The sequence below is a fragment of the Telluria antibiotica genome (assembly GCF_011682055.1).
GTDB classification, from domain to species: domain Bacteria; phylum Pseudomonadota; class Gammaproteobacteria; order Burkholderiales; family Burkholderiaceae_D; genus Telluria; species Telluria antibiotica.
Map to the genome: position 1 here is coordinate 101,007 of NZ_JAAQOM010000005.1, position 20,033 is coordinate 121,039.

Annotated in this window: 21 protein-coding genes and 1 tRNA gene; all 22 read left to right on the forward strand. The window is 63.8% G+C overall.

Features of this window, described 5'->3' with window-relative positions; genetic code table 11:
- Positions 1 to 56 precede the first annotated feature (56 nt).
- The 22 genes from secG to HAV22_RS10035 all read left to right on the forward strand — a co-directional run bounded on the left by secG (position 57) and on the right by HAV22_RS10035 (position 20,028).
- Positions 57 to 488: a preprotein translocase subunit SecG gene (gene secG, locus HAV22_RS09930; RefSeq protein WP_166858937.1), complete on the forward strand. Its 432-nt coding sequence runs from the start codon at positions 57 to 59 to the stop codon at positions 486 to 488.
- Positions 489 to 696: 208 nt separating this feature from the next.
- Positions 697 to 781: transfer RNA gene (locus tag HAV22_RS09935), tRNA-Leu, on the forward strand.
- A 292-nt stretch (positions 782 to 1,073) separates the two neighbouring features.
- Positions 1,074 to 1,433: an NADH-quinone oxidoreductase subunit A gene (locus HAV22_RS09940; RefSeq protein ID WP_166858938.1), complete on the forward strand. Its 360-nt coding sequence runs from the start codon at positions 1,074 to 1,076 to the stop codon at positions 1,431 to 1,433.
- A gap of 3 nt (positions 1,434 to 1,436) precedes the next feature.
- Entirely contained in the window at positions 1,437 to 1,913 is a 477-nt protein-coding gene (locus tag HAV22_RS09945; protein ID WP_036230641.1) for a NuoB/complex I 20 kDa subunit family protein, read from the forward strand.
- Positions 1,914 to 1,931: 18 nt separating this feature from the next.
- Positions 1,932 to 2,525, forward strand: coding sequence for an NADH-quinone oxidoreductase subunit C (locus tag HAV22_RS09950; RefSeq protein ID WP_166858939.1), 594 nt, complete (start codon positions 1,932 to 1,934; stop codon positions 2,523 to 2,525).
- Complete coding sequence (locus tag HAV22_RS09955; protein ID WP_166858940.1) at positions 2,525 to 3,778, forward strand: NADH-quinone oxidoreductase subunit D; 1,254 nt, start codon at positions 2,525 to 2,527, stop codon at positions 3,776 to 3,778. Before HAV22_RS09950 ends, HAV22_RS09955 begins: the two co-directional genes overlap by 1 nt.
- A 16-nt stretch (positions 3,779 to 3,794) precedes the next feature.
- On the forward strand, positions 3,795 to 4,271 hold the full coding sequence (gene nuoE / locus HAV22_RS09960; RefSeq protein ID WP_166858941.1) for an NADH-quinone oxidoreductase subunit NuoE: 477 nt from the start codon (positions 3,795 to 3,797) through the stop codon (positions 4,269 to 4,271).
- A complete protein-coding gene (nuoF, locus tag HAV22_RS09965; protein ID WP_166858942.1) occupies positions 4,268 to 5,563 on the forward strand; it encodes an NADH-quinone oxidoreductase subunit NuoF in 1,296 nt (431 codons plus the stop codon). Before nuoE ends, nuoF begins: the two co-directional genes overlap by 4 nt.
- A 21-nt stretch (positions 5,564 to 5,584) precedes the next feature.
- Positions 5,585 to 7,915, forward strand: coding sequence for an NADH-quinone oxidoreductase subunit NuoG (nuoG, locus tag HAV22_RS09970; protein WP_166858943.1), 2,331 nt, complete (start codon positions 5,585 to 5,587; stop codon positions 7,913 to 7,915).
- Between the two features lie 36 nt (positions 7,916 to 7,951).
- Complete coding sequence (gene nuoH, locus HAV22_RS09975; RefSeq protein WP_371869592.1) at positions 7,952 to 9,019, forward strand: NADH-quinone oxidoreductase subunit NuoH; 1,068 nt, start codon at positions 7,952 to 7,954, stop codon at positions 9,017 to 9,019.
- Between the two features lie 13 nt (positions 9,020 to 9,032).
- Positions 9,033 to 9,521 (forward strand): NADH-quinone oxidoreductase subunit NuoI, encoded by a 489-nt coding sequence (gene nuoI / locus HAV22_RS09980; RefSeq protein WP_029757430.1) that lies wholly within the window; start codon positions 9,033 to 9,035, stop codon positions 9,519 to 9,521.
- A 25-nt stretch (positions 9,522 to 9,546) separates the two neighbouring features.
- Positions 9,547 to 10,209, forward strand: a complete 663-nt coding sequence (locus HAV22_RS09985) for an NADH-quinone oxidoreductase subunit J (protein ID WP_166858945.1) — start codon at positions 9,547 to 9,549, stop codon at positions 10,207 to 10,209.
- Positions 10,206 to 10,514 (forward strand): NADH-quinone oxidoreductase subunit NuoK, encoded by a 309-nt coding sequence (gene nuoK / locus HAV22_RS09990; protein ID WP_029757428.1) that lies wholly within the window; start codon positions 10,206 to 10,208, stop codon positions 10,512 to 10,514. The genes HAV22_RS09985 and nuoK overlap by 4 nt, the downstream gene beginning before the upstream one ends.
- A gap of 45 nt (positions 10,515 to 10,559) precedes the next feature.
- The gene (gene nuoL / locus HAV22_RS09995) at positions 10,560 to 12,683 is read left to right on the forward strand and encodes an NADH-quinone oxidoreductase subunit L (RefSeq protein WP_166858946.1); all 2,124 of its coding nucleotides are present in this window, start codon (positions 10,560 to 10,562) and stop codon (positions 12,681 to 12,683) included.
- A gap of 16 nt (positions 12,684 to 12,699) precedes the next feature.
- Complete coding sequence (locus HAV22_RS10000; RefSeq protein ID WP_166858947.1) at positions 12,700 to 14,226, forward strand: NADH-quinone oxidoreductase subunit M; 1,527 nt, start codon at positions 12,700 to 12,702, stop codon at positions 14,224 to 14,226.
- 23 nt (positions 14,227 to 14,249) lie between these two features.
- The gene (gene nuoN, locus HAV22_RS10005; protein WP_208296133.1) at positions 14,250 to 15,776 is read left to right on the forward strand and encodes an NADH-quinone oxidoreductase subunit NuoN; all 1,527 of its coding nucleotides are present in this window, start codon (positions 14,250 to 14,252) and stop codon (positions 15,774 to 15,776) included.
- Positions 15,777 to 15,783: 7 nt separating this feature from the next.
- Positions 15,784 to 16,104 (forward strand): DUF2818 family protein, encoded by a 321-nt coding sequence (locus HAV22_RS10010; RefSeq protein WP_166858948.1) that lies wholly within the window; start codon positions 15,784 to 15,786, stop codon positions 16,102 to 16,104.
- A 48-nt stretch (positions 16,105 to 16,152) separates the two neighbouring features.
- Positions 16,153 to 16,710, forward strand: a complete 558-nt coding sequence (locus HAV22_RS10015; protein ID WP_166858949.1) for an NUDIX domain-containing protein — start codon at positions 16,153 to 16,155, stop codon at positions 16,708 to 16,710.
- Positions 16,711 to 17,418, forward strand: coding sequence for a hypothetical protein (locus HAV22_RS10020; protein WP_371869594.1), 708 nt, complete (start codon positions 16,711 to 16,713; stop codon positions 17,416 to 17,418).
- A 12-nt stretch (positions 17,419 to 17,430) separates the two neighbouring features.
- Positions 17,431 to 18,135: a 2-C-methyl-D-erythritol 4-phosphate cytidylyltransferase gene (ispD, locus tag HAV22_RS10025; RefSeq protein ID WP_166858950.1), complete on the forward strand. Its 705-nt coding sequence runs from the start codon at positions 17,431 to 17,433 to the stop codon at positions 18,133 to 18,135.
- A gap of 8 nt (positions 18,136 to 18,143) precedes the next feature.
- Positions 18,144 to 18,656 carry a 2-C-methyl-D-erythritol 2,4-cyclodiphosphate synthase gene (gene ispF, locus HAV22_RS10030; protein WP_166858951.1) on the forward strand — a complete coding sequence of 171 codons (513 nt, stop codon included), beginning with the start codon at positions 18,144 to 18,146 and terminating at the stop codon, positions 18,654 to 18,656.
- Positions 18,657 to 18,813: 157 nt separating this feature from the next.
- The gene (locus HAV22_RS10035) at positions 18,814 to 20,028 is read left to right on the forward strand and encodes an MFS transporter (RefSeq protein WP_166858952.1); all 1,215 of its coding nucleotides are present in this window, start codon (positions 18,814 to 18,816) and stop codon (positions 20,026 to 20,028) included.
- Positions 20,029 to 20,033: the final 5 nt, after the last annotated feature.

A 20,033-nucleotide genomic window follows, 5' to 3' on the forward strand; every position in this document is an offset into this window, starting at 1 on the left:
GGTGTGCCGGGATTCGTTTTTAGTAACGTAGTTTCAACCTTGGAATGGAATAAACAATGAACGTGTTGTTCAATCTGATCGTCGTCGTGCAGGTCGTTTCCGCGCTGGCCATCATCGGTCTCGTGCTCGTCCAGCACGGCAAGGGCGCCGATATGGGCGCGGCCTTCGGTTCCGGCGCGTCCGGCAGCCTGTTCGGTGCCAGCGGCTCGTCGAACTTCCTGTCGAAATCGACGGCTGTCGCCGCCGCGATCTTCTTCGCGTCCACATTGGGCCTCGCGTACTTCGGCAGCAACCGTCCGCATGCGAGCGTCGGTGGCGGTGTGATGGAACACGTGACCGTGCCCGTGAAGAAAGCGCCGACCGCCGGTGATGCGATCCCGACGACCGTGCCGGCGCCTGCCGCCCCGGCCGCGTCGGTGCCGGCAGCGCCGCAGGACGTGCCGGCGCCTGCGCCGGCAGCAGCACCGGCACCCGCGCCCGCCAAGTAATTTTGCGGTGCGACCACTTCCTGCACGCGCGAGCAGGGTGGTGTAACATGCGCGGGCTTCGGTCCGCCAGCGCCGGCGACCGGACTCTCAACCCGGCCCGCCGTAAACACAAGTTTTATAAAGTTGAGAAAAAGAGTATTTTTTCTTGGTTTAGCGCAATTTGAGCATTGAAAAATGCTGCTAAGTCAGAGTAGAATACTGGTCTCCAGCCGACGTGGTGAAATTGGTAGACACGCTATCTTGAGGGGGTAGTGGCGCAAGCTGTGCGAGTTCGAGTCTCGCCGTCGGCACCAAGATACAAGAAGCCAGCTAGGGCGCATGAGCTTCCGCTCGCAAGCACTAGCTGGCTTTTTTACGAGGATATGTCGGAGGCTTTGAAGAACCGTCCCAGCGGCGGCGCTTCTGGCCCGAGAAGCCCAGTCGTACGAACGTGCGGCGAGCCTCGAAGGTCGGGATCGGCAACGCGAAGATGATTCAGTGTCTCCAGTCGTACGATCCTGGCTCAGGCAACAGGCCGGGATTGCGCGATGCGGTACTGCAGCACTGCAGTGTTTTTTCAACCGATCGTTCAACTAAGGCTTCATCGTGAACCTCGAGAACTATTTCCCCGTCTTACTCTTCATCGTGATCGGCACCGTCGTCGGCGTCGCGTCGCAGGTCCTTGGCCGCGTGATCGGTCCCCATCGCCCCGATGCGGCGAAACTCTCCCCGTATGAATGCGGCTTCGAAGCGTTCGAAGACGCGCGCATGAAGTTCGACGTCCGGTACTACCTGGTCGCGATCCTGTTTATTTTGTTTGATCTGGAAACGGCATTCTTCTTCCCTTGGGGCGTTTCGATGCGCGACCTGGGCTGGACCGGGTTCGTCACGATGATGGTGTTCATCGTCGAATTCATCGTCGGCTTCTGGTACATCTGGAAGAAAGGTGCCCTTGATTGGGAATAAGCCATGGCTATTGAAGGCGTTTTAAACGAAGGTTTTGTCACCACCACAGCCGACAAGCTGATCAACTGGGCGCGTACCGGGTCGATGTGGCCCATGACGTTCGGCCTGGCTTGCTGCGCAGTCGAGATGATGCACGCGGGCGCCGCGCGCTACGACCTCGACCGCTTCGGCGTCGTGTTCCGCCCGTCGCCGCGCCAGTCCGACGTGATGATCGTGGCCGGTACCCTGTGCAACAAGATGGCCCCGGCACTGCGCAAGGTGTACGACCAGATGGCCGAGCCGCGCTGGGTCATCTCGATGGGTTCGTGCGCCAATGGCGGCGGCTACTACCACTACTCGTACTCCGTCGTGCGCGGCTGCGATCGCATCGTGCCGGTCGACGTCTACGTCCCGGGCTGCCCGCCGACGGCCGAGGCCCTGTTGTACGGCATCATCCAGCTCCAGAACAAGATCCAGCGCACCAATACCATCGCGCGATAATCCAAGCCGGTTTCAACCATGACGACTAAACTCGAAGCCCTCGAACTCGCCCTGAAGAATGCTCTGGGCGAGGGCGCTGCCATTACCGTGGCGCTGGGCGAAGTAACGGTAGTAGTGAAGGCCTCCGAATATCTGGCCTCCATGCGAACGCTGCGCGACGATCCCGCGCTGCGTTTCCAGGAACTCGTCGACCTGTGCGGCGTCGACTACTCGTCCTACGGCGAAGGCACGTGGGACGGTCTGCGTTTCGCCGTCGTGTCGCACCTGCTGTCGATCGAGCACAACTGGCGCGTGCGCGTCCGCGTGTTCTGCCCGGACGACGACATGCCGCTGGTCGACTCCGTCACGAGCATCTGGCGCAACGCGAACTGGTTCGAGCGTGAAGCGTTCGACCTGTTCGGCATCCTGTTCGAGGGCCACGGCGACCTGCGCCGCATCCTCACCGACTACGGCTTCATCGGCCACCCGTTCCGCAAGGACTTCCCGATCTCGGGCTATGTCGAAATGCGCTACGACCCCGAGCAGAAACGCGTGATCTACCAACCCGTGACGATCGAGCCGCGCGAGAACATTCCGCGCGTGATCCGCGAAGAAACCTACGGGATGAAATAATGGCTGAGCTTAAGAATTACACCCTGAACTTTGGTCCGCAGCACCCGGCGGCGCACGGCGTGCTGCGTCTCGTGCTGGAACTGGACGGCGAAGTGATCCAGCGCGCCGACCCGCACATCGGCCTGCTGCACCGCGGCACCGAGAAGCTGGCCGAGACCCGCACCTACCTGCAGTCCGTGCCGTACATGGACCGCCTCGACTACGTCTCGATGATGTGCAACGAGCACGGCTACGTGCTGGCCATTGAGAAGCTGCTGGGCATCGAGGTGCCGATCCGTGCGCAGTACATCCGCACGATGTTCGACGAGATCACCCGTATCCTGAACCACCTGATGTGGCTGGGCGCGCACGCGCTGGACATCGGTGCGATGGGCCCGTTCCTGTACGCGTTCCGCGACCGCGAAGACCTGTTCGACGTGTACGAAGCCGTGTCGGGCGCGCGCATGCACGCGGCGTACTACCGCCCGGGCGGCGTGTACCGCGACCTGCCGGACGTGATGCCGAAGCACCGCGAATCGCCGCTGCGCAGCAAGAAGGCCATCGACGAACTGAACGAGACGCGCCACGGCTCCGTGCTGGACTTCATCGAGTCGTTCACGAAGCGCTTCGACGGCTATGTCGACGAATACGAGACCCTGCTGACCGACAACCGTATCTGGAAACAGCGTACCGTCGGCATCGGCGTCGTGACGCCGGAAGACGCGATGGGCATGGGCTTCTCGGGCCCGATGCTGCGCGGTTCGGGCATCGCCTGGGACCTGCGCAAGCTGCAGCCGTACGCCGCGTACGACAAGGTCGAATTCGACGTCCCCGTCGGCACCAACGGCGACTCGTACGACCGCTACCTCGTTCGCATCGAGGAAATGCGCCAGGCCAACCGCATCATCAAGCAGTGCGTCGCCTGGCTGAAGGCGAACCCGGGCCCGGTCATGACGAACAACCACAAGGTCGCCCCGCCGTCGCGCGTGGACATGAAGACCAATATGGAATCGCTGATCCACCACTTCAAGCTGTTCACCGAAGGCTTCCACGTCCCGCCGGGCGAAGCGTATGCGGCCGTCGAACATCCGAAGGGCGAGTTCGGCATTTACATCGTGTCGGACGGCGCCAACAAGCCGTACCGCCTGAAGATCCGCACCCCGGACTATGTCCACCTGCAATCGCTGGATGAAATGGCGCGCGGCCACATGATCGCCGACGCCGTCACCATCATCGGCACGCAGGACATCGTGTTCGGCTCGATCGACCGATAAGAAGGGTAGAAAGATTATGTTATCTGAGCAGTGCTTGAAAAAAATCGACCGCGAGTTGGCCAAGTATCCGGCCGACCAGCGCCAGTCGGCCGTGATGGCCGCGCTGGCCCACGCGCAAGTCGAATTGGGCTGGCTGTCGCCGGAAACGATGCAGGAAGTCGCCGACTACATCGGCATGCCCGCCATCGCCGTGCAGGAAGTCGCCACGTTCTACAACATGTACAACCTGAAGCCGGGCGGCAAGCACAAGATCACCGTGTGCACCAACCTGCCATGCGCGCTGTCGGGCGGGGAGCGTGCCGCCCACCGCATCAAGGATGCCCTGGGCATCAATTTCCGCGAAACGACCGAAGACGGCCAGTTCACCTTGCTGGAAGGCGAGTGCATGGGCGCCTGCGGCGATGCGCCGGTCATGCTGGTGAATAACCACCGCATGTGCTCGTTCATGTCGGACGAGAAGATCGACGCCCTGCTGGAGGAACTGAACAAATGACCAGCCTGCACGACCGCCACATCAACCCGCTGATCCTGAAGGATCTGAACGGCGACAACTGGCACCTGGAAGACTACGTCAAGCGCGGCGGCTATTCCGCGCTGCGCCGCATCCTGGAAGAGAAGATCACCCCCGAACAGATCATCGCCGATCTGAAAACGTCCGGCCTGCGCGGCCGCGGCGGCGCGGGCTTCCCGACCGGCCTGAAGTGGAGCTTCATGCCGCGCCAGTTCCCGGGCCAGAAATACCTCGTCTGCAACACGGACGAAGGCGAACCGGGCACGTTCAAGGACCGCGACATCATCCGCTACAACCCGCACGCACTGATCGAAGGCATGGCCATCGGCGCGTACGCGATGGGCATCACCGTGGGCTACAACTACATCCACGGCGAGATCTTCCAGGAATACCTGCGCTTCGAAGAGGCGCTGGAAGAGGCGCGCGCCGCCGGCTTCCTGGGCGACCGCATCCTCGGTTCGGACTTCTCGTTCCAGCTGCACGCGCACCACGGCTACGGCGCCTACATCTGCGGCGAAGAGACCGCGCTGCTGGAGTCGCTGGAAGGCAAGAAGGGCCAGCCGCGCTTCAAGCCGCCGTTCCCGGCGTCGTTCGGCCTGTACGGCAAGCCGACCACGATCAACAACACGGAAACGTTCGCAGCCGTCCCGTTCATCCTGAACATGGGCGCCGCGGAGTACATGGGGCTCGGTAAGCCGAACAACGGCGGCACGAAGATCTTCTCGATCTCCGGCGACGTCGAGCGTCCGGGCAACTACGAAGTCCCGCTCGGTACCCCGTTCGCCAAGCTGATGGAACTGGCCGGCGGCATGCGCGGCGGCAAGAAAATCAAGGCCGTCATCCCGGGCGGTTCGTCGGCACCGGTCGTGCGCGGCGACGTCATGATGCAGACCGACCTGGACTACGACTCGATCGCCAAGGCCGGTTCGATGCTGGGTTCGGGCGCCGTGATCGTCATGGACGAGACCCGCTGCATGGTCAAGTCGCTGCTGCGCCTGTCGTACTTCTACTACGAGGAATCGTGCGGCCAGTGCACGCCGTGCCGCGAAGGCACGGGCTGGATGTACCGCATGGTCCACCGCATCGAACACGGCCAGGGTCGTCCGGAAGACATGGACATGCTGAACTCGATCGCCGACAACATCCAGGGCCGCACCATCTGCGCGCTGGGCGATGCCGCCGCGATGCCGGTTCGCGCCATGATCAAGAACTTCCGCGAAGAATTTGAATATCACGTCGAGCACAAGCACTGCCTGGTGCCGACTTACCTCTAAACCAGGTCAGGTAACGATCAAATGGTTGAAATCGAATTAGACGGCAAGAAAGTCGAAGTCCCACCGGGTTCGATGGTGATGGACGCCGCAAACAAACTGGGAACGTACATCCCGCACTTCTGCTACCACAAGAAGCTGTCCATCGCGGCCAACTGCCGCATGTGTCTCGTGGAAGTGGAAAAAGCGCCGAAGCCGCTGCCTGCCTGCGCCACCCCGGTCTCGCCGGGCATGATCGTGCGCACGCACAGCGACAAGGCCGTGCAGGCGCAGAAGTCCGTCATGGAATTCCTGCTGATTAACCACCCGCTGGATTGCCCGATCTGCGACCAGGGCGGCGAATGCCAGCTGCAGGATCTCGCAGTCGGCTACGGCAAGGGCGAGTCGCGCTACGCGGAAGAAAAACGCGTCGTGGCCCCGAAGGAAGCGGGCCCGCTGATCTCGATGGAAGAGATGAGCCGCTGCATCCAGTGCACGCGCTGCGTGCGCTTCGGCCAGGAAGTGGCCGGCGTGATGGAGTTCGGCATGGTCGGCCGCGGCGAGCACTCGGAAATCACGACGTTCGTCGGCAAGTCCGTCGACTCGGAAGTGTCGGGCAACATGATCGACCTGTGCCCGGTCGGCGCGCTGACCTCCAAGCCGTTCCGCTATTCCGCACGTCCGTGGGAACTGCAGCGCCGCCGCTCGGTGTCGCCGCACGACTCGCTGGGCTCGAACCTGATCGTCCAGGTGAAGGGCGGCAAGGTGATGCGCGTGCTGCCGCTGGAAAACGAGACCATCAACGAGTGCTGGCTGTCCGACAAGGACCGCTTCTCGTACGAAGCCCTCGACAACGCGTCGCGCCTGACCACGCCGATGCTCAAGCAGGACGGCAAGTGGATCGAGACCGACTGGCAGACGGCGCTGGAATACGTCGCCCACGGCCTGCGCAACATCCGCCACGAGCACGGCGCGGACAGCATCGCCGCCATCGGCACCGCGCACTCGACCGTCGAAGAATTGTTCCTGCTGCAGAAAGCCATGCGCGGTTTCGGCATCGAGAACGTCGACTTCCGCCTGCGCCAGACCGACTTCGCGCTGGACGGCCAAGTGGTGCCGCACCTGGGCATGCCGATCGCCGAACTGTCGACCCTGGCACGCGTGCTGGTCGTCGGCTCGTTCCTGCGCAAGGATCACCCGCTGGCCGCGACGCGCCTGCGCGCCGCCGTCAAGGCCGGTGCCAAGCTGTCGATCGTCCACGGCTCCGCTGACGACAACCTGATCCCGACCGCGAACCGCTTCATCGCGGCGCCGAGCGACTGGCTCGCCGCGCTGTCGGAAATCGCCGTCGCCGTCGCTGCCGCCAAAGGTATCGCCGCACCGGCGGGCCTCGAAGGCGTGACCGCCGGCGACATCGCCAAGGCCATCGCCGCGACGCTGGCCGTCGACAACGCCGCCGACCTGCCGGGCGCCGTCCTGCTGGGCAACTCGGCGATGTACCACCCGCAGGCCTCGAAGCTGCACGCAATCTCGCAATGGATCGCCGAGCAGACGGGCGCCAAGTTCGGCTACTTCGTCGACGCCGCCAACACGGTCGGCGGCTACGTCGTGAACGCCACGTCGAAGAACGCGGCGAACCTGTTCGCTCAGCCGAAGAAGGCGTACGTGCTGCTGAACGCGGAACCGGAACTGGATGCGGCGAATCCGGCGCAAGCCGTCAAGGCGCTGCGTGGCGCGGAGATGGTCGTCGCGATGTCCGCATTCAAGCACGGCACCGACTACGCCGACGTGCTGCTGCCGATCTCGCCGTTCAGCGAAACGGCCGGTACGTTCGTCAACTGCGAAGGCCGCGCACAGAGCTTCAACGGCACCGTCAAGCCCCTGGGCGAGACGCGTCCGGCGTGGAAGGTGCTGCGCGTGCTGGGCAACCTGCTGGGCCTGCAAGGCTTCGATTACGAGAACTCGGAAACGATCCGCGACGAAGCCCTCGGTAAAGGCAACATGGACGTGTCCGCGAAGCTGAACAACGTGGCCAAGGTTGCCGTGGCCGGCGCCTTCTTCGGCAATGGCGAGCAGGTGGAACGCCTGGCCGACGTGCCGATCCACTTCGCCGACGCCGTCGCGCGCCGTTCCGAACCGCTGCTGCGCACGGCCGACGGCCAGGCGCCGCGCGCCACCTTGTCGGCCAAGCTGGCCGAGAAGCTGGGCGTGAACGCCGGCGATGCGGTCACGGTATCGCAAGGGCAGGGCAGTGTCGTGCTGGTGGCGAACATCGACGCGCGCCTGCCGGCGAACGTCGTGCGCGTCGCGGCCGCCCACGAATCGACTTCGGTACTGGGCGACATGTTCGGTCCGATCAACGTAGCTAAAGCATAAAAGCAGGGGAGCCCAAGCAAAATGTCGGTACCTGACATGATCAACAACCTGAACAGCAGCGGCGCGAGCCTGCTCGGCGCGACGGCATGGCCGCTCGTGTGGACGCTGCTGAAAATCGTCGTCGTCCTGCTGCCGCTGATGGGCCTCGTGGCCTATCTCGTGCTGTGGGAGCGCAAGCTGATCGGCTGGATCCACATCCGTATCGGCCCGAACCGCGTGGGTCCCGGCGGCCTGCTGCAGCCGATTTCCGATGCCCTGAAGCTGCTGCTGAAGGAAATCGTGATCCCGGCGAAAGCCACGGCGAGCCTGTTCGTGATCGGCCCGCTGATGACCATCATGCCGGCGCTGGCCGCCTGGTCCGTCATCCCGTTCGGTCCGCAGGCCGCGCTGGCCAACGTGAACGCCGGCCTGCTGCTGCTGCTGGCGATCACGTCGATGGAGGTGTACGGCATCATCATCGCCGGCTGGTCCGCGAACTCGAAGTACTCGTTCATGGGCGCGATGCGCGCATCGGCGCAGATGATCTCGTACGAAATCCCGATGGGCTTCGTGATGGTCGTCGTGCTGATGGTGTCGGGCTCGCTGAACTTCTCCGACATCGTTGCAGGCCAGGAACGCGGCATGTTCGCCGCCCACGGCGTGAACATCCTGTCGTGGAACTGGCTGCCGCTGCTGCCGCTGTTCATCATCTACATCACGTCCGGCCTGGCCGAGTGCAACCGCCACCCGTTCGACGTGGTGGAAGGCGAATCGGAAATCGTGGCCGGCCACATGGTCGAATACTCGGGCATGTCGTACGCGATGTTCATGCTGGCCGAGTACGCCAACATGATCCTCGTCGGCACCCTGGCAGCGATCATGTTCCTGGGCGGCTGGTCCGCACCGTTCTCGTTCCTCGAATTCGGCCCGATCGGCGGCTTCTTCTGGCTGTTCGCCAAGATGTTCCTGATCGTCTCGCTGTTCATCTGGGTCCGCGGCACGTTCCCGCGCTACCGCTATGACCAGATCATGCGTCTCGGCTGGAAAGTGTTCATTCCGCTGACCCTGGTCTGGCTGGTGCTGGTCGCCGGCTGGATGCAGACGCCGTGGAATATCTGGAAGTAAGGAAGCACACAAAATGACACGAGTTAAAGAGATCCTCGGCAGCCTGATGCTGTCCGAGCTGATTAAAGGTCTGGCCCTGACCGGCAAGTACGCGTTCTCGCGCAAGATCACGGTCCAGTACCCGGAAGAGAAGACCCCCATCTCGCCGCGCTTCCGCGGCCTGCACGCACTGCGCCGCTACCCGAACGGGGAAGAGCGCTGCATCGCGTGCAAGCTGTGCGAAGCCGTGTGCCCGGCGATGGCCATCACGATCGAATCGGCGCAGCGCGAAGACGGCACCCGCCGCACGACGCGCTACGACATCGACCTGACCAAGTGCATCTTCTGCGGCTTCTGCGAAGAATCGTGCCCGGTCGACTCGATCGTCGAGACGCAAGTGCTGGAATACCACGGCGAAAAACGCGGCGACCTGTACTACACCAAGGAAATGCTGCTGGCCGTGGGCGATCGCTACGAGAACGACATCGCCGCCGCTCGCGAAGCCGATGCCAAGTACCGCTAACAATAAAAGGGCTCCTGCGTAAGTCATGGATTTCACAACTGTTCTGTTCTACGTGTTCGCGGCCGTGATGGTGCTGGCCGGCTTGCGCGTCATTACCGCCAAGAACCCGGTGCATGCCGCGCTGTTCCTGGTGCTCGCGTTCTTCAACGCTGCCGGTATCTGGATGCTGCTCAAGGCCGAGTTCCTGGCCATCGTGCTGGTACTGGTCTACGTCGGCGCCGTGATGGTGCTGTTCCTGTTCGTCGTGATGATGCTCGACATTAATATCGACCGCATGCGCGAAGGCTTCTGGGGCTACCTCCCCGTCGCGTCGGGCGTGGGCGCGCTGATCGTGCTGGAAATGGCTGCCGTGCTGTGGCGCGGCTTCCTGGGCCAGGGCGAGGCGCCGGCCGAGTCGGCCGTGGGCCATATCGGCGGCACGCATGAACTGGGCCGCCTGATCTACACCCAGTACATCTACGGTTTCGAGATCGCCGGCCTGATCCTGCTGGTCGCCATCATCGCCGCCGTCGCGCTGACCCTGCGCAAGCGCAAGGACACCAAAGCCATCGACCCGGGCCTCGCCGTCCGCGTCAAGCGTAACGACCGTCTGAAGATCGTCAAGATGCAGACGGTGAACCAGAAGGCGATCGACGATGCGGCAATCGCTGCCGCCGCTGCCGCCACTGCCAACAAGGAGGCGCAATGACGTTGTCGCTCGCTCACTACCTGATCCTGGGCGCGATCCTGTTCGCAATCTCCGTGATCGGCATTTTCCTGAACCGGAAGAACATCATCATCCTGCTGATGGCCATCGAACTGATGCTGCTGGCGGTGAACCTGAACTTTGTGGCGTTCTCGCATTATCTGGGCGACGCGGCAGGGCAGATCTTCGTGTTCTTCATCCTGACTGTCGCGGCCGCCGAATCGGCGATCGGCCTGGCGATCCTGGTGGTCCTGTTCCGTAACCTGGACACGATCAACGTGGAAGACCTCGACAGCCTGAAGGGCTAAGCGGTTTGCTTGTCAACCTCCTGATAAATAAACAAAAGGTTCAACATGGCGGGGCAAATTAACCCTAATCTCTTGCTGGCGGTGCCTCTGGCGCCGCTCGCGGGCTCGGCGATCGCCGGCCTGCTCGGCACCAAGTTCTTCGGCAACGTCGTCGGCCGGGTCGTGTCGCACTCGGCGACCATCCTGGGCGTCTTCATTGCCATGGTCATCTCGATCATGACGCTGAACGACGTCATCGGCGGTGCGACGTACAACGGCGACGTCTACACCTGGATGACGATCGGCACCATGAAGATGACGGTCGGCTTCAAGATCGACGCGCTGTCCGCGATGATGATGTGCGTCGTCACGTCCGTCTCGCTGATGGTCCACATCTACACGATCGGCTACATGGCGGAAGACGACGGCTACAACCGCTTCTTCTCGTACATCTCGCTGTTCACCTTCTCGATGCTGATGCTGGTCATGTCCAACAACTTCCTGCAGCTGTTCTTCGGCTGGGAAGCGGTGGGCCTGGTCTCGTACCTGCTGATCGGCTTCTGGTACACGCGTCCGACCGCGATCTTCGCGAACATGAAGGCGTTCCTCGTGAACCGCGTCGGCGACTTCGGCTTCATCCTCGGCATCGGCCTGCTGCTGGCCGCCACCGGCACGATGAACTACGACGAGACGTTCGCCAAGTCGACGCAACTGGCCGCGATGCACGTGCCCGGCCTCGGCTGGCCGCTGCTGACGGCTGCCTGCATCTGCCTGTTCATCGGCGCGATGGGCAAGTCGGCGCAGTTCCCGCTGCACGTCTGGCTGCCTGACTCGATGGAAGGCCCGACCCCGATCTCGGCACTGATCCACGCCGCGACGATGGTTACCGCCGGCATCTTCATGGTGACCCGCATGTCGCCGCTGTTCGAACTGTCGGACACGGCACTGTCGTTCGTCGTCGTCATCGGCTCGATCACCGCGCTGTTCATGGGCTTCCTGGGCATCATCCAGAACGACATCAAGCGCGTCGTCGCGTACTCCACGCTGTCGCAGCTAGGCTATATGACGGTCGCGCTGGGCGTGTCGGCGTACAACGTCGCCGTGTTCCACCTGATGACGCACGCGTTCTTCAAGGCGCTGCTTTTCCTCGGTGCCGGTTCCGTCATCATCGGCATGCACCACGACCAGGACATGCGCAACATGGGCGGCCTGCGCAAGTACATGCCGATCACGTGGATCACGTCGCTGGTGGGTTCGCTGGCGCTGATCGGTACGCCGTTCTTCGCCGGCTTCTACTCGAAGGATTCGATCATCGAAGCCGTCGCCGCGGCCCACCACGCTGGCATGGCCGGTGCGGGCTTCGCCTACGTCGCCGTCGTCGCCGGCGTGTTCGTCACGGCGTTCTACTCGTTCCGCATGTACTTCCTCGTGTTCCATGGTGAAGAACGTTTCGGCAAGGCCCATGCGCACGATCACCATCACGCGCATGATGACCACCACGCTGAACTCGGCGAAGGCAAGGACCCGACTGCATTGCACGAGGCCACTGCCCATCACGAAGAAGACGAGGACGACCACGGCCACCACGGCCTGGCCCCGGGCCAGAAGCCGCACGAGTCGCCGTGGGTGGTGACCCTGCCGCTGATCCTGCTGGCGATCCCGTCCGCCGTCATCGGCTTCTTCACGATCAAGCCGATGCTGTTCGGCGACTTCTTCAAGAACGTCATCTACGTCAGCGCCGAGCGTCACCCGGCGATGGAAGAACTGGCACACGAGTTCCACGACGCCGCCACGATGGGCGTGCACGCGTTCACGTCGCTGCCGTTCTGGCTCGCCCTGGGCGGCGTCGTTGCCGCGTTCTACTGCTACATGATCAATCCGCGCGTGCCGGCCGCCTTCTACAAGGCGCTGCGTCCGATCCACACGCTGCTGGACAACAAGTACTACATGGACAAGTTCAACGAAGTCGTGTTCGCCGGCGGTGCCCGCCTGCTGGGCAAGGGCCTGTGGCAAGTGGGCGACCGTGCGCTGATCGACGGTCTCGTCGTCAACGGTTCCGCGAAGGTCGTGGGCTGGTTCTCGACCATCGTCCGTACGTTCCAGACTGGTTACATCTACCACTATGCGTTCGTGATGATCCTGGGCGTGCTGGGTACGCTGCTGTACTTCTTCCCGTTCTGGCACGCTTAAAAGAGAGAAAAACAAGATGCAGTCTACGATTTCTACCTTTCCTCCTTACCTGAGCCTGTCGGTCTGGGTGCCGATCCTGTGCGGCATCATCATCCTGGCCGTCGGGCGCGACAGCCGCGCGGGCTTCACCCGGCTGCTGGCGCTGGCGGGTTCGATCATCAGCTTCCTGCCGACGATCCCGCTGATGACGCAGTTCAGCAACACGGCCCACGGCCCGCAGTTCGTGGAGAAGGCCGCCTGGATCTCGCGCTTCAACATCCAGTACTACCTCGGCATCGACGGTCTGAGCCTCTGGTTCGTGCCGCTGACGGCGTTCATCACGATCATCGTCGTGATCTCCGCGTGGCAAGTGATTGAGGAACGCGTCGCCCAGTACATGGGTTCGTTCCTGCTGCTGTCGGGCCTGATGATCGGCGTGTTCGTCGCGCTGGACGGCCTGCTGTTCTACTTCTTCTTCGAAGCGACGCTGATCCCGATGTTCATCATCATCGGCGTGTTCGGCGGCCCGAATCGCGTGTACGCGGCATTCAAGTTCTTCCTGTACACGTTCATGGGCTCGCTGCTGACGCTGATCGCGATCATCTACCTGTACAACAAATCGAACGGCAGCTTCGACATCCTCGCATGGCACAACCTGCCGCTGACGATGAAGGAACAGGTCCTGATCTTCGTCGCGTTCCTGATGGCCTTCGCCGTCAAGGTGCCGATGTGGCCGGTGCACACGTGGCTGCCGGACGCCCACGTGGAAGCGCCGACCGGTGGTTCCGTCGTGCTGGCCGCGATCATGCTGAAGCTGGGCGGCTACGGTTTCCTCCGGTTCTCGCTGCCGATCGCGCCTGACGCTAGCCACTACCTGGCGCCGCTGATCATCGTGCTTTCCTTGATTGCCGTCATCTACATCGGTCTCGTCGCCATGGTCCAGACCGACATGAAGAAACTGGTCGCATATTCGTCGATCGCCCACATGGGCTTCGTCACGCTGGGCTTCTTCATCTTCAACACGATCGGCGTGCAGGGCGGCATCGTGCAGATGATCTCGCACGGCTTCGTCTCCGGCGCCATGTTCCTGTGCATCGGCGTGCTGTACGACCGCCTGCACTCGCGCCAGATCGCCGACTACGGTGGCGTCGTCAACGTGATGCCGAAGTTCGCCGCGTTCTCCGTGCTGTTCGCGATGGCCAACTGCGGCCTGCCGGCGACGTCGGGCTTCGTGGGCGAATTCATGGTCATCCTGGGCGCCGTGCAGTTCAACTTCTGGACGGGCCTCTTGGCCGCCACCGCCCTGATCCTGGGCGCGGCGTACTCGCTGTGGATGGTCAAGCGCGTCGTGTTCGGCAAGATCGGCAACAAGCACGTCGCCGAGCTCGTCGACCTGAACGGCCGCGAGTTCTTCATGCTGGGCGTGCTCGCCCTGCTGACGATCTACATGGGCCTGTATCCGGCGCCGTTCACCGACACGATGCAAGTGTCCGTCGCGGACCTGCTGCAGCACGTGTCGGTCAGCAAGCTGCCGCAGGCAGTCGCTGCTGTCGCCGCGCACTGAGACGATAGGGCATCAACAACGATATGAATCCGATGATTAACACCCAAGCCGTGCTGGCCGCCAACAACCTGGGGCCGGTCTCTGCAGAAATCTTCCTGGTCATCGCGTCCTGCGCCATCCTTCTGATCGACATGTTCCAGAAGGAAGGCAAGCGTACGCTGACCTACGCACTGTCGCTGCTCACCCTGGTGGGCTGCGCCGTGATCACCTACGCCGACTTCAAGGCCGGCACGACGACCTACACGTTCTACAACATGTTCGTGTCGGACCCGATGGCGAACCTGCTCAAGCTGTTCACCTACCTGGCCGTGGGCGTCACGCTCGTGTACTCGCGCCAGTACACGGGTGAGCGCGGCATGATGTCCGGCAACATGGGCGGCGAGTTCTACGTGCTCGCGCTGTTCACGATGCTGGGCCAGATGATCATGATCTCTGGTAACAACATGCTGCCGATCTACCTGGGCCTGGAACTGATGTCGCTGTCGCTGTACGCGCTGGTGGCGATGCGCCGCGACCACGCGATCTCGACCGAAGCCGCGATGAAATACTTCATCCTCGGTTCGCTGGCATCGGGCTTCATGCTGTACGGTATCTCGATGATCTACGGCGCCACCGGTTCGCTGGACATCACGACGATCGCCAAGCTGGTGTCGAGCAACGCCGCCAACCACACGATCCTCGTGTTCGGCCTCGTGTTCGTCGTGGCCGGCATGGCATTCAAGCTGGGCGCCGTGCCGTTCCACATGTGGGTCCCGGACGTGTACCAGGGTTCGCCGACCGCCGTCACCTTGCTGCTGGGCGCCGCGCCGAAGCTGGCATCGTTCGCGATGATGATCCGCATCCTCGTCGAAGGCCTGCTGCCGCTGGCGATCGACTGGCAGCAGATGCTGCTGGCGCTGGCCGTGCTGTCGCTGCTGGTCGGTAACCTGACCGCGATCGCGCAGACGAACCTGAAGCGCATGCTGGCGTACTCGACCATCGCACAGCTGGGCTTCGTCCTGCTGGGCATGATGGCCGGCGTCGTCGGCTCGCGCGATGCCGCGAACGCCGCGAACATCGCCACCGCGTACAGCGCGTCGATGTACTACACGATCACCTACGTGCTGACCACGCTGGGCAGCTTCGGCACCATCATGCTGCTGGCCCGCTCGGGCCACGAAGCGGAACAATTGGCCGATTTCAAGGGCCTCGCGAAGCGCAGCCCGTGGTACGCGCTCGTGATGACCGCGCTGATGTTCTCGCTGGCCGGCGTGCCGCCGATGATGGGCTTCATGGCCAAGTGGGCCGTGCTGGACGCCGTCGTCGGCTCCGGCCACCTGCCGCTGGCGATCATCGCCGTCGCCGCGTCGCTGGTGGGTGCGTTCTACTACCTGCGCGTCGTGAAGGTCATGTGGTTCGATGACGCGGTCGACGCGTCGCCGATCGCGACCCCGCTCGACATGCGCGTCGTGCTGTCGCTGAACGGCATCCTCGTCGTGATCCTGGGCGTGCTGCCGGGCCCGCTGCTGGCGGCTTGCCTGTCGGCGATGACCCTCACCTTGAAGTCGTAAGGCCTCGGTGGACGTTTCCCTGGCCAGCTGGTTGGTGATCGCGGTTGCATTCGCGTTCGCCAACCTGCCGTTCGTCAACGAGAACGTGCTCGGCTTCATTCCCGTGGAGCCGGCACGCAACGGCAAGCACGCGAAATACTTCGCCGTGCGCCTGCTCGAGCTGATTGTCTTATACTTCGTCGTCGGCGCGCTGGCCCACGCCCTCGAGTCCCGCATCGGTAACGCGTTTCCCCAGACCTGGGAGTTCTACGCGATCACCGCCTGTCTGTTCCTCGTGCTGGCCTTCCCAGGTTTCGTTCTGAGATATCTGCGCAAGCGCCACGGCTGAGTACCGGCGTCCATGGCGCCGGTGCATCGACTAACCACCGGAGTCTCCATGGACGAACATCTCAAAGAAACGCGTGTCGACGGCCAGATGGTCTATGACGGCCGCTTCCTCAAAGTCTCCTGCGACCGCGTGACGCTCCCAAACGGCAAGATCACGCACCGCGAATTCATCCGCCATCCCGGCGCCGTCACGATCCTTCCGCTGCTCGACGACGGCCGCGTGCTGCTCGTACGCCAGTTCCGCTATCCGAACGACCAGGTCTTCATCGAATTCCCGGCCGGGAAGATCGATCCGGGCGAAGAGGCGCTCACGTGCGCCAAGCGCGAACTGCAGGAAGAGACGGGCTATACGGCCACGGACTGGCACTTCGTCTGCAAGATCCACAATGCCATTGCCTACTCCGACGAGCACCTCGACCTGTACCTCGCGCGCGGGCTGACGGCCGGCGAAGCGACGCTGGACGACGGCGAATTCCTAGAGCCGTTCACGACGACGCTTCCCGAGCTGCTCGACATGGTCAAGCGGGGCGAGGTCACGGACGTGAAGACCGTCATCGGCGCATTCTGGCTCGAAAAGTTCGCCGCCGGCACCTGGAAGCCCGAGTAAGTGGCCGCCGCGCGCGTCCGCGCCGTGATGTTCGGCCTGGCGCTCGCGGCCTGGGCGGGGCCGGCCGCCGCGCGCCCGGCGTTCGAGTCGCGCTGCATCGATGCGGGGCACGAGGCCGTCACGACGTTCGCCACGCGCGCGAGCGGCTGGAGGATCGACAACACGCTGTCGTACCGCGACCTGACCCGGATGAAGCGGCCGGGCATACGCAACGGGTTCGTGCTGGGCCTCACGCGCACCGAGTCGCGCGTGGCGATCCAGGCCGACGGCACGTTGCTGCAATCGCCCGACGGCACGATGGAATGCGTGCTGCCGCGCATCGCCGTCACGTTGTATTACCAGCCCATCGTCGTGTACGTCAGCCGCGAATTCATGCCGGGCTCGTGCGCGTACGACGCGATACTTGCGCACGAAATGCGCCACCTCAAGTCCTACCTGGACTATCTGCCGAAAGTGGAAGAGCGCGTGCGAGCCCGGCTCGGCGGGCGCTTCGCGGGCCGACCGTTGTATGCGCGCGCCGGTGCATCGCGCTTGCTGCTCCAGCGCGACATCGACCGCAACTGGATGCCGTACATTAGGGGCGAGATGGGGCGCGTCGAACAAATGCAGGCCGCCATCGACAGTCCGCGGGAATACGCGCGTCTGAGCAAAGTTTGCCAAGGTGAGGTACAGTCTCTTATTGGATCGACAAGACGTTCCCGATCGTAGAAACAAAATACAATGACCCAAGCTCCACGTTATTTCGCGCTGATTCCCGCCGCCGGCGTCGGCGCCCGGATGGGGGCCACGAGCCCCAAGCAATACCTCAAGATCGGCGGCAAGCCGATGCTCAGGCATACGCTCGACGCGTTCCTGTCCAGCGAACTCATCGCCCATACCTTCGTCGTCGTGAGCCCGGACGACCCCTATATCGACACGGTCGCGCCCAATCACGGCGTGACGATCCTGCGCTGCGGCGGCGCCAGCCGCATGGAGTCCGTGCGCAACGGTCTTGCCGTACTGGCCAGCACCTTGGCGCCGACGGACTGGGTGCTCGTGCACGACGCGGCGCGCCCTGGGCTCACGGCCGGGCTGATCGAAAAACTCATCACGGGCACGGGCGACCATCCGGGCGGCGGCCTGCTGGCGCTGCCCGTCGTCGACACGGTCAAGCGCTGCATCGACGGTGAAGCGTGCGGGACGGTGCCGCGCAGCGGCCTGTGGCTCGCGCAGACGCCGCAGATGTTCCGCTACGCATTGCTGCGCGACGCGTTGGCGGCCGCGACCGACCCCGAATCGATTACCGATGATGCCAGTGCGGTTGAAGCCCTCGGTTTGAGCCCTAAATTGGTGGAAGGGCATCCCCGCAATCTCAAAGTGACGCTGCCGGACGATATCCGGATCGCCGAGATGTACCTGGCAGTGTCCCAACCTGAACTCGTATAAAGAACATCATGGCTCTCGCATCGTACAACCCGACTCTGCCGTTCCGCATCGGCACCGGCTATGACTGCCACGCCCTCGTCGAGGGCCGCAAGCTGATCGTGGGCGGCGTCACCATCCCGCACCGGCTCGGCCTGCTCGGCCACTCCGACGCCGACGTGTTGCTGCACGCCGTCATCGACGCGCTGCTGGGCGCCGCCGGCCTGGGCGACATCGGCAAGCATTTCCCCGACACCGACCCCATGTTCGCCGGCGCCGACTCGCGCGTGCTGTTGCGCGAGGCCGCGAACCGCGTGCTCGGCACCGGCTACACGATCGGCAACGTGGATGCGACGATCATCGCCCAGCAGCCGAAGATGGCGCCGCACATCCCGCAGATGGTGTCGCGCATCGCCGAAGACCTTGGCGTGTCGCCGCAGCAGGTGAACATCAAGGCCAAGACGAACGAAAAGCTCGGTTTCCTCGGCCGCGAGGAAGGCATGGCGGCGCAGGCCACCGCCTTGCTGATCCGTGCCGCGGGCTGATCTGTTGTAGGGTGGGGCATTTCAAGCCGGGGGCTTGAAATGCGTGCCCAAGCGAACGCATGCGGACCGCGAACGTCCGCGTGGGCACGGGGTGCCCACCCTACGCATTTATTCGAATGATGGCATCATGTCGGCTCCGCAATAGAACGGGGACGACATGACGACCACGACGACACGGCGCGCGGCCTGGGGCTTGATCCTGGCCGCCAGCGCCATCCTGATGATCACGATGGCCGCGCGCCTCACGACGGGGTTGTTCCTGTCGCCGCTGAACACGGCGACGGGGCTCGGCATCGCGTCGATCAGCTTCGCGATGGCCGTCGGCCAGTTCATGTGGGGCGCGTCGCAGCCGGTGTTCGGCGCCGTCGCCGACAAATACGGCTCCGTGCCCGTGATCGTGCTGGGTGCCGTGCTGCTGGCCGCGGGCCTCGCGGCGACGCCGTTCGTCTCGACGCAGATGGGCCTGCTCGTCACCCTCGGCATCCTGTCGGCGAGCGGGGCGGGCGCGGGCAGCTTCTCGATCCTCATCGGCGCCACCGCGCAGCGCCTGCCGCCCGAGCGGCGCGCGTTCGCATCCGGCTTCATCAACGCGGGCGGCTCGTTCGGCCAGTTCGTGTTCGCGCCGCTCGTCCAGTTCCTCATCGCCACCGCCGGCTGGGCCACCGCGATGTTCGCGCTGGCCGCGACAACCTTGCTCACGATTCCGCTGTCCTGGCCCCTGCGCGGCAAGCCGCAGGCGCACGCGACGGTCGGCCACGGTGACCTCTCGCTCGGGCGCCAGGTGCGCGAAGCGATGCGCGACCGCAGCTACCTGTGCCTGCACGCGGGCTTCTTCACGTGCGGCTTCCACATCGCCTTCCTCGTCACGCACCTGCCGGGCGAAGTGGCGCTGTGCGGCCTGCCGGCGGGCGTCTCGGCCACGGCCCTGGGCCTCATCGGCCTCTTCAACATCGCCGGCTCGCTGACGGCGGGCGCGCTCGCGCAGCGCTACCGCATGAAGTGGCTGCTCGCGGTCACGTACGGCAGCCGCGCCGTCATCATCGCCCTGTACCTGCTGGCGCCGAAGACGGCGTGGACGTTCTACCTGTTCGCAGCCGCCCTCGGCTTCTCGTGGCTCGCGACGGTGCCGCCGACGGCGGGCCTCGTCGGCAAGCTGTTCGGCACGCGCTACCTGGCCACCCTGTTCGGCCTGACGTTGCTGTCGCACCAGATCGGCGGCTTCTTCGGCGCGTGGCTGGGTGGACTCGCGTTCGTGCGCTTCGGCGACTATTCGTGGATGTGGTACGCGGACATCGCGCTCGCGCTGGCTGCAGCGCTCGTCAACCTGCCGATCCGCGAAGCCGTGCCGCACCGCGCGACGGCCGCGGCTTAAAGCGC

What these genes read in the sequence shown, in the direction of transcription:
- secG (WP_166858937.1), top strand. Translation starts at nt 57, where the DNA reads ATGAACGTGTTGTTCAATCTGATCGTCGTCGTGCAGGTCGTTTCCGCG.
- HAV22_RS09945 (WP_036230641.1), top strand. Translation starts at nt 1,437, where the DNA reads ATGGCTATTGAAGGCGTTTTAAACGAAGGTTTTGTCACCACCACAGCC.
- HAV22_RS09950 (WP_166858939.1), top strand. Translation starts at nt 1,932, where the DNA reads ATGACGACTAAACTCGAAGCCCTCGAACTCGCCCTGAAGAATGCTCTG.
- HAV22_RS09955 (WP_166858940.1), top strand. Translation starts at nt 2,525, where the DNA reads ATGGCTGAGCTTAAGAATTACACCCTGAACTTTGGTCCGCAGCACCCG.
- nuoE (WP_166858941.1), top strand. Translation starts at nt 3,795, where the DNA reads ATGTTATCTGAGCAGTGCTTGAAAAAAATCGACCGCGAGTTGGCCAAG.
- nuoF (WP_166858942.1), top strand. Translation starts at nt 4,268, where the DNA reads ATGACCAGCCTGCACGACCGCCACATCAACCCGCTGATCCTGAAGGAT.
- nuoG (WP_166858943.1), top strand. Translation starts at nt 5,585, where the DNA reads ATGGTTGAAATCGAATTAGACGGCAAGAAAGTCGAAGTCCCACCGGGT.
- nuoH (WP_371869592.1), top strand. Translation starts at nt 7,952, where the DNA reads ATGATCAACAACCTGAACAGCAGCGGCGCGAGCCTGCTCGGCGCGACG.
- nuoI (WP_029757430.1), top strand. Translation starts at nt 9,033, where the DNA reads ATGACACGAGTTAAAGAGATCCTCGGCAGCCTGATGCTGTCCGAGCTG.
- HAV22_RS09985 (WP_166858945.1), top strand. Translation starts at nt 9,547, where the DNA reads ATGGATTTCACAACTGTTCTGTTCTACGTGTTCGCGGCCGTGATGGTG.
- nuoK (WP_029757428.1), top strand. Translation starts at nt 10,206, where the DNA reads ATGACGTTGTCGCTCGCTCACTACCTGATCCTGGGCGCGATCCTGTTC.
- nuoL (WP_166858946.1), top strand. Translation starts at nt 10,560, where the DNA reads ATGGCGGGGCAAATTAACCCTAATCTCTTGCTGGCGGTGCCTCTGGCG.
- HAV22_RS10000 (WP_166858947.1), top strand. Translation starts at nt 12,700, where the DNA reads ATGCAGTCTACGATTTCTACCTTTCCTCCTTACCTGAGCCTGTCGGTC.
- nuoN (WP_208296133.1), top strand. Translation starts at nt 14,250, where the DNA reads ATGAATCCGATGATTAACACCCAAGCCGTGCTGGCCGCCAACAACCTG.
- HAV22_RS10015 (WP_166858949.1), top strand. Translation starts at nt 16,153, where the DNA reads ATGGACGAACATCTCAAAGAAACGCGTGTCGACGGCCAGATGGTCTAT.
- ispD (WP_166858950.1), top strand. Translation starts at nt 17,431, where the DNA reads ATGACCCAAGCTCCACGTTATTTCGCGCTGATTCCCGCCGCCGGCGTC.
- ispF (WP_166858951.1), top strand. Translation starts at nt 18,144, where the DNA reads ATGGCTCTCGCATCGTACAACCCGACTCTGCCGTTCCGCATCGGCACC.
- HAV22_RS10035 (WP_166858952.1), top strand. Translation starts at nt 18,814, where the DNA reads ATGACGACCACGACGACACGGCGCGCGGCCTGGGGCTTGATCCTGGCC.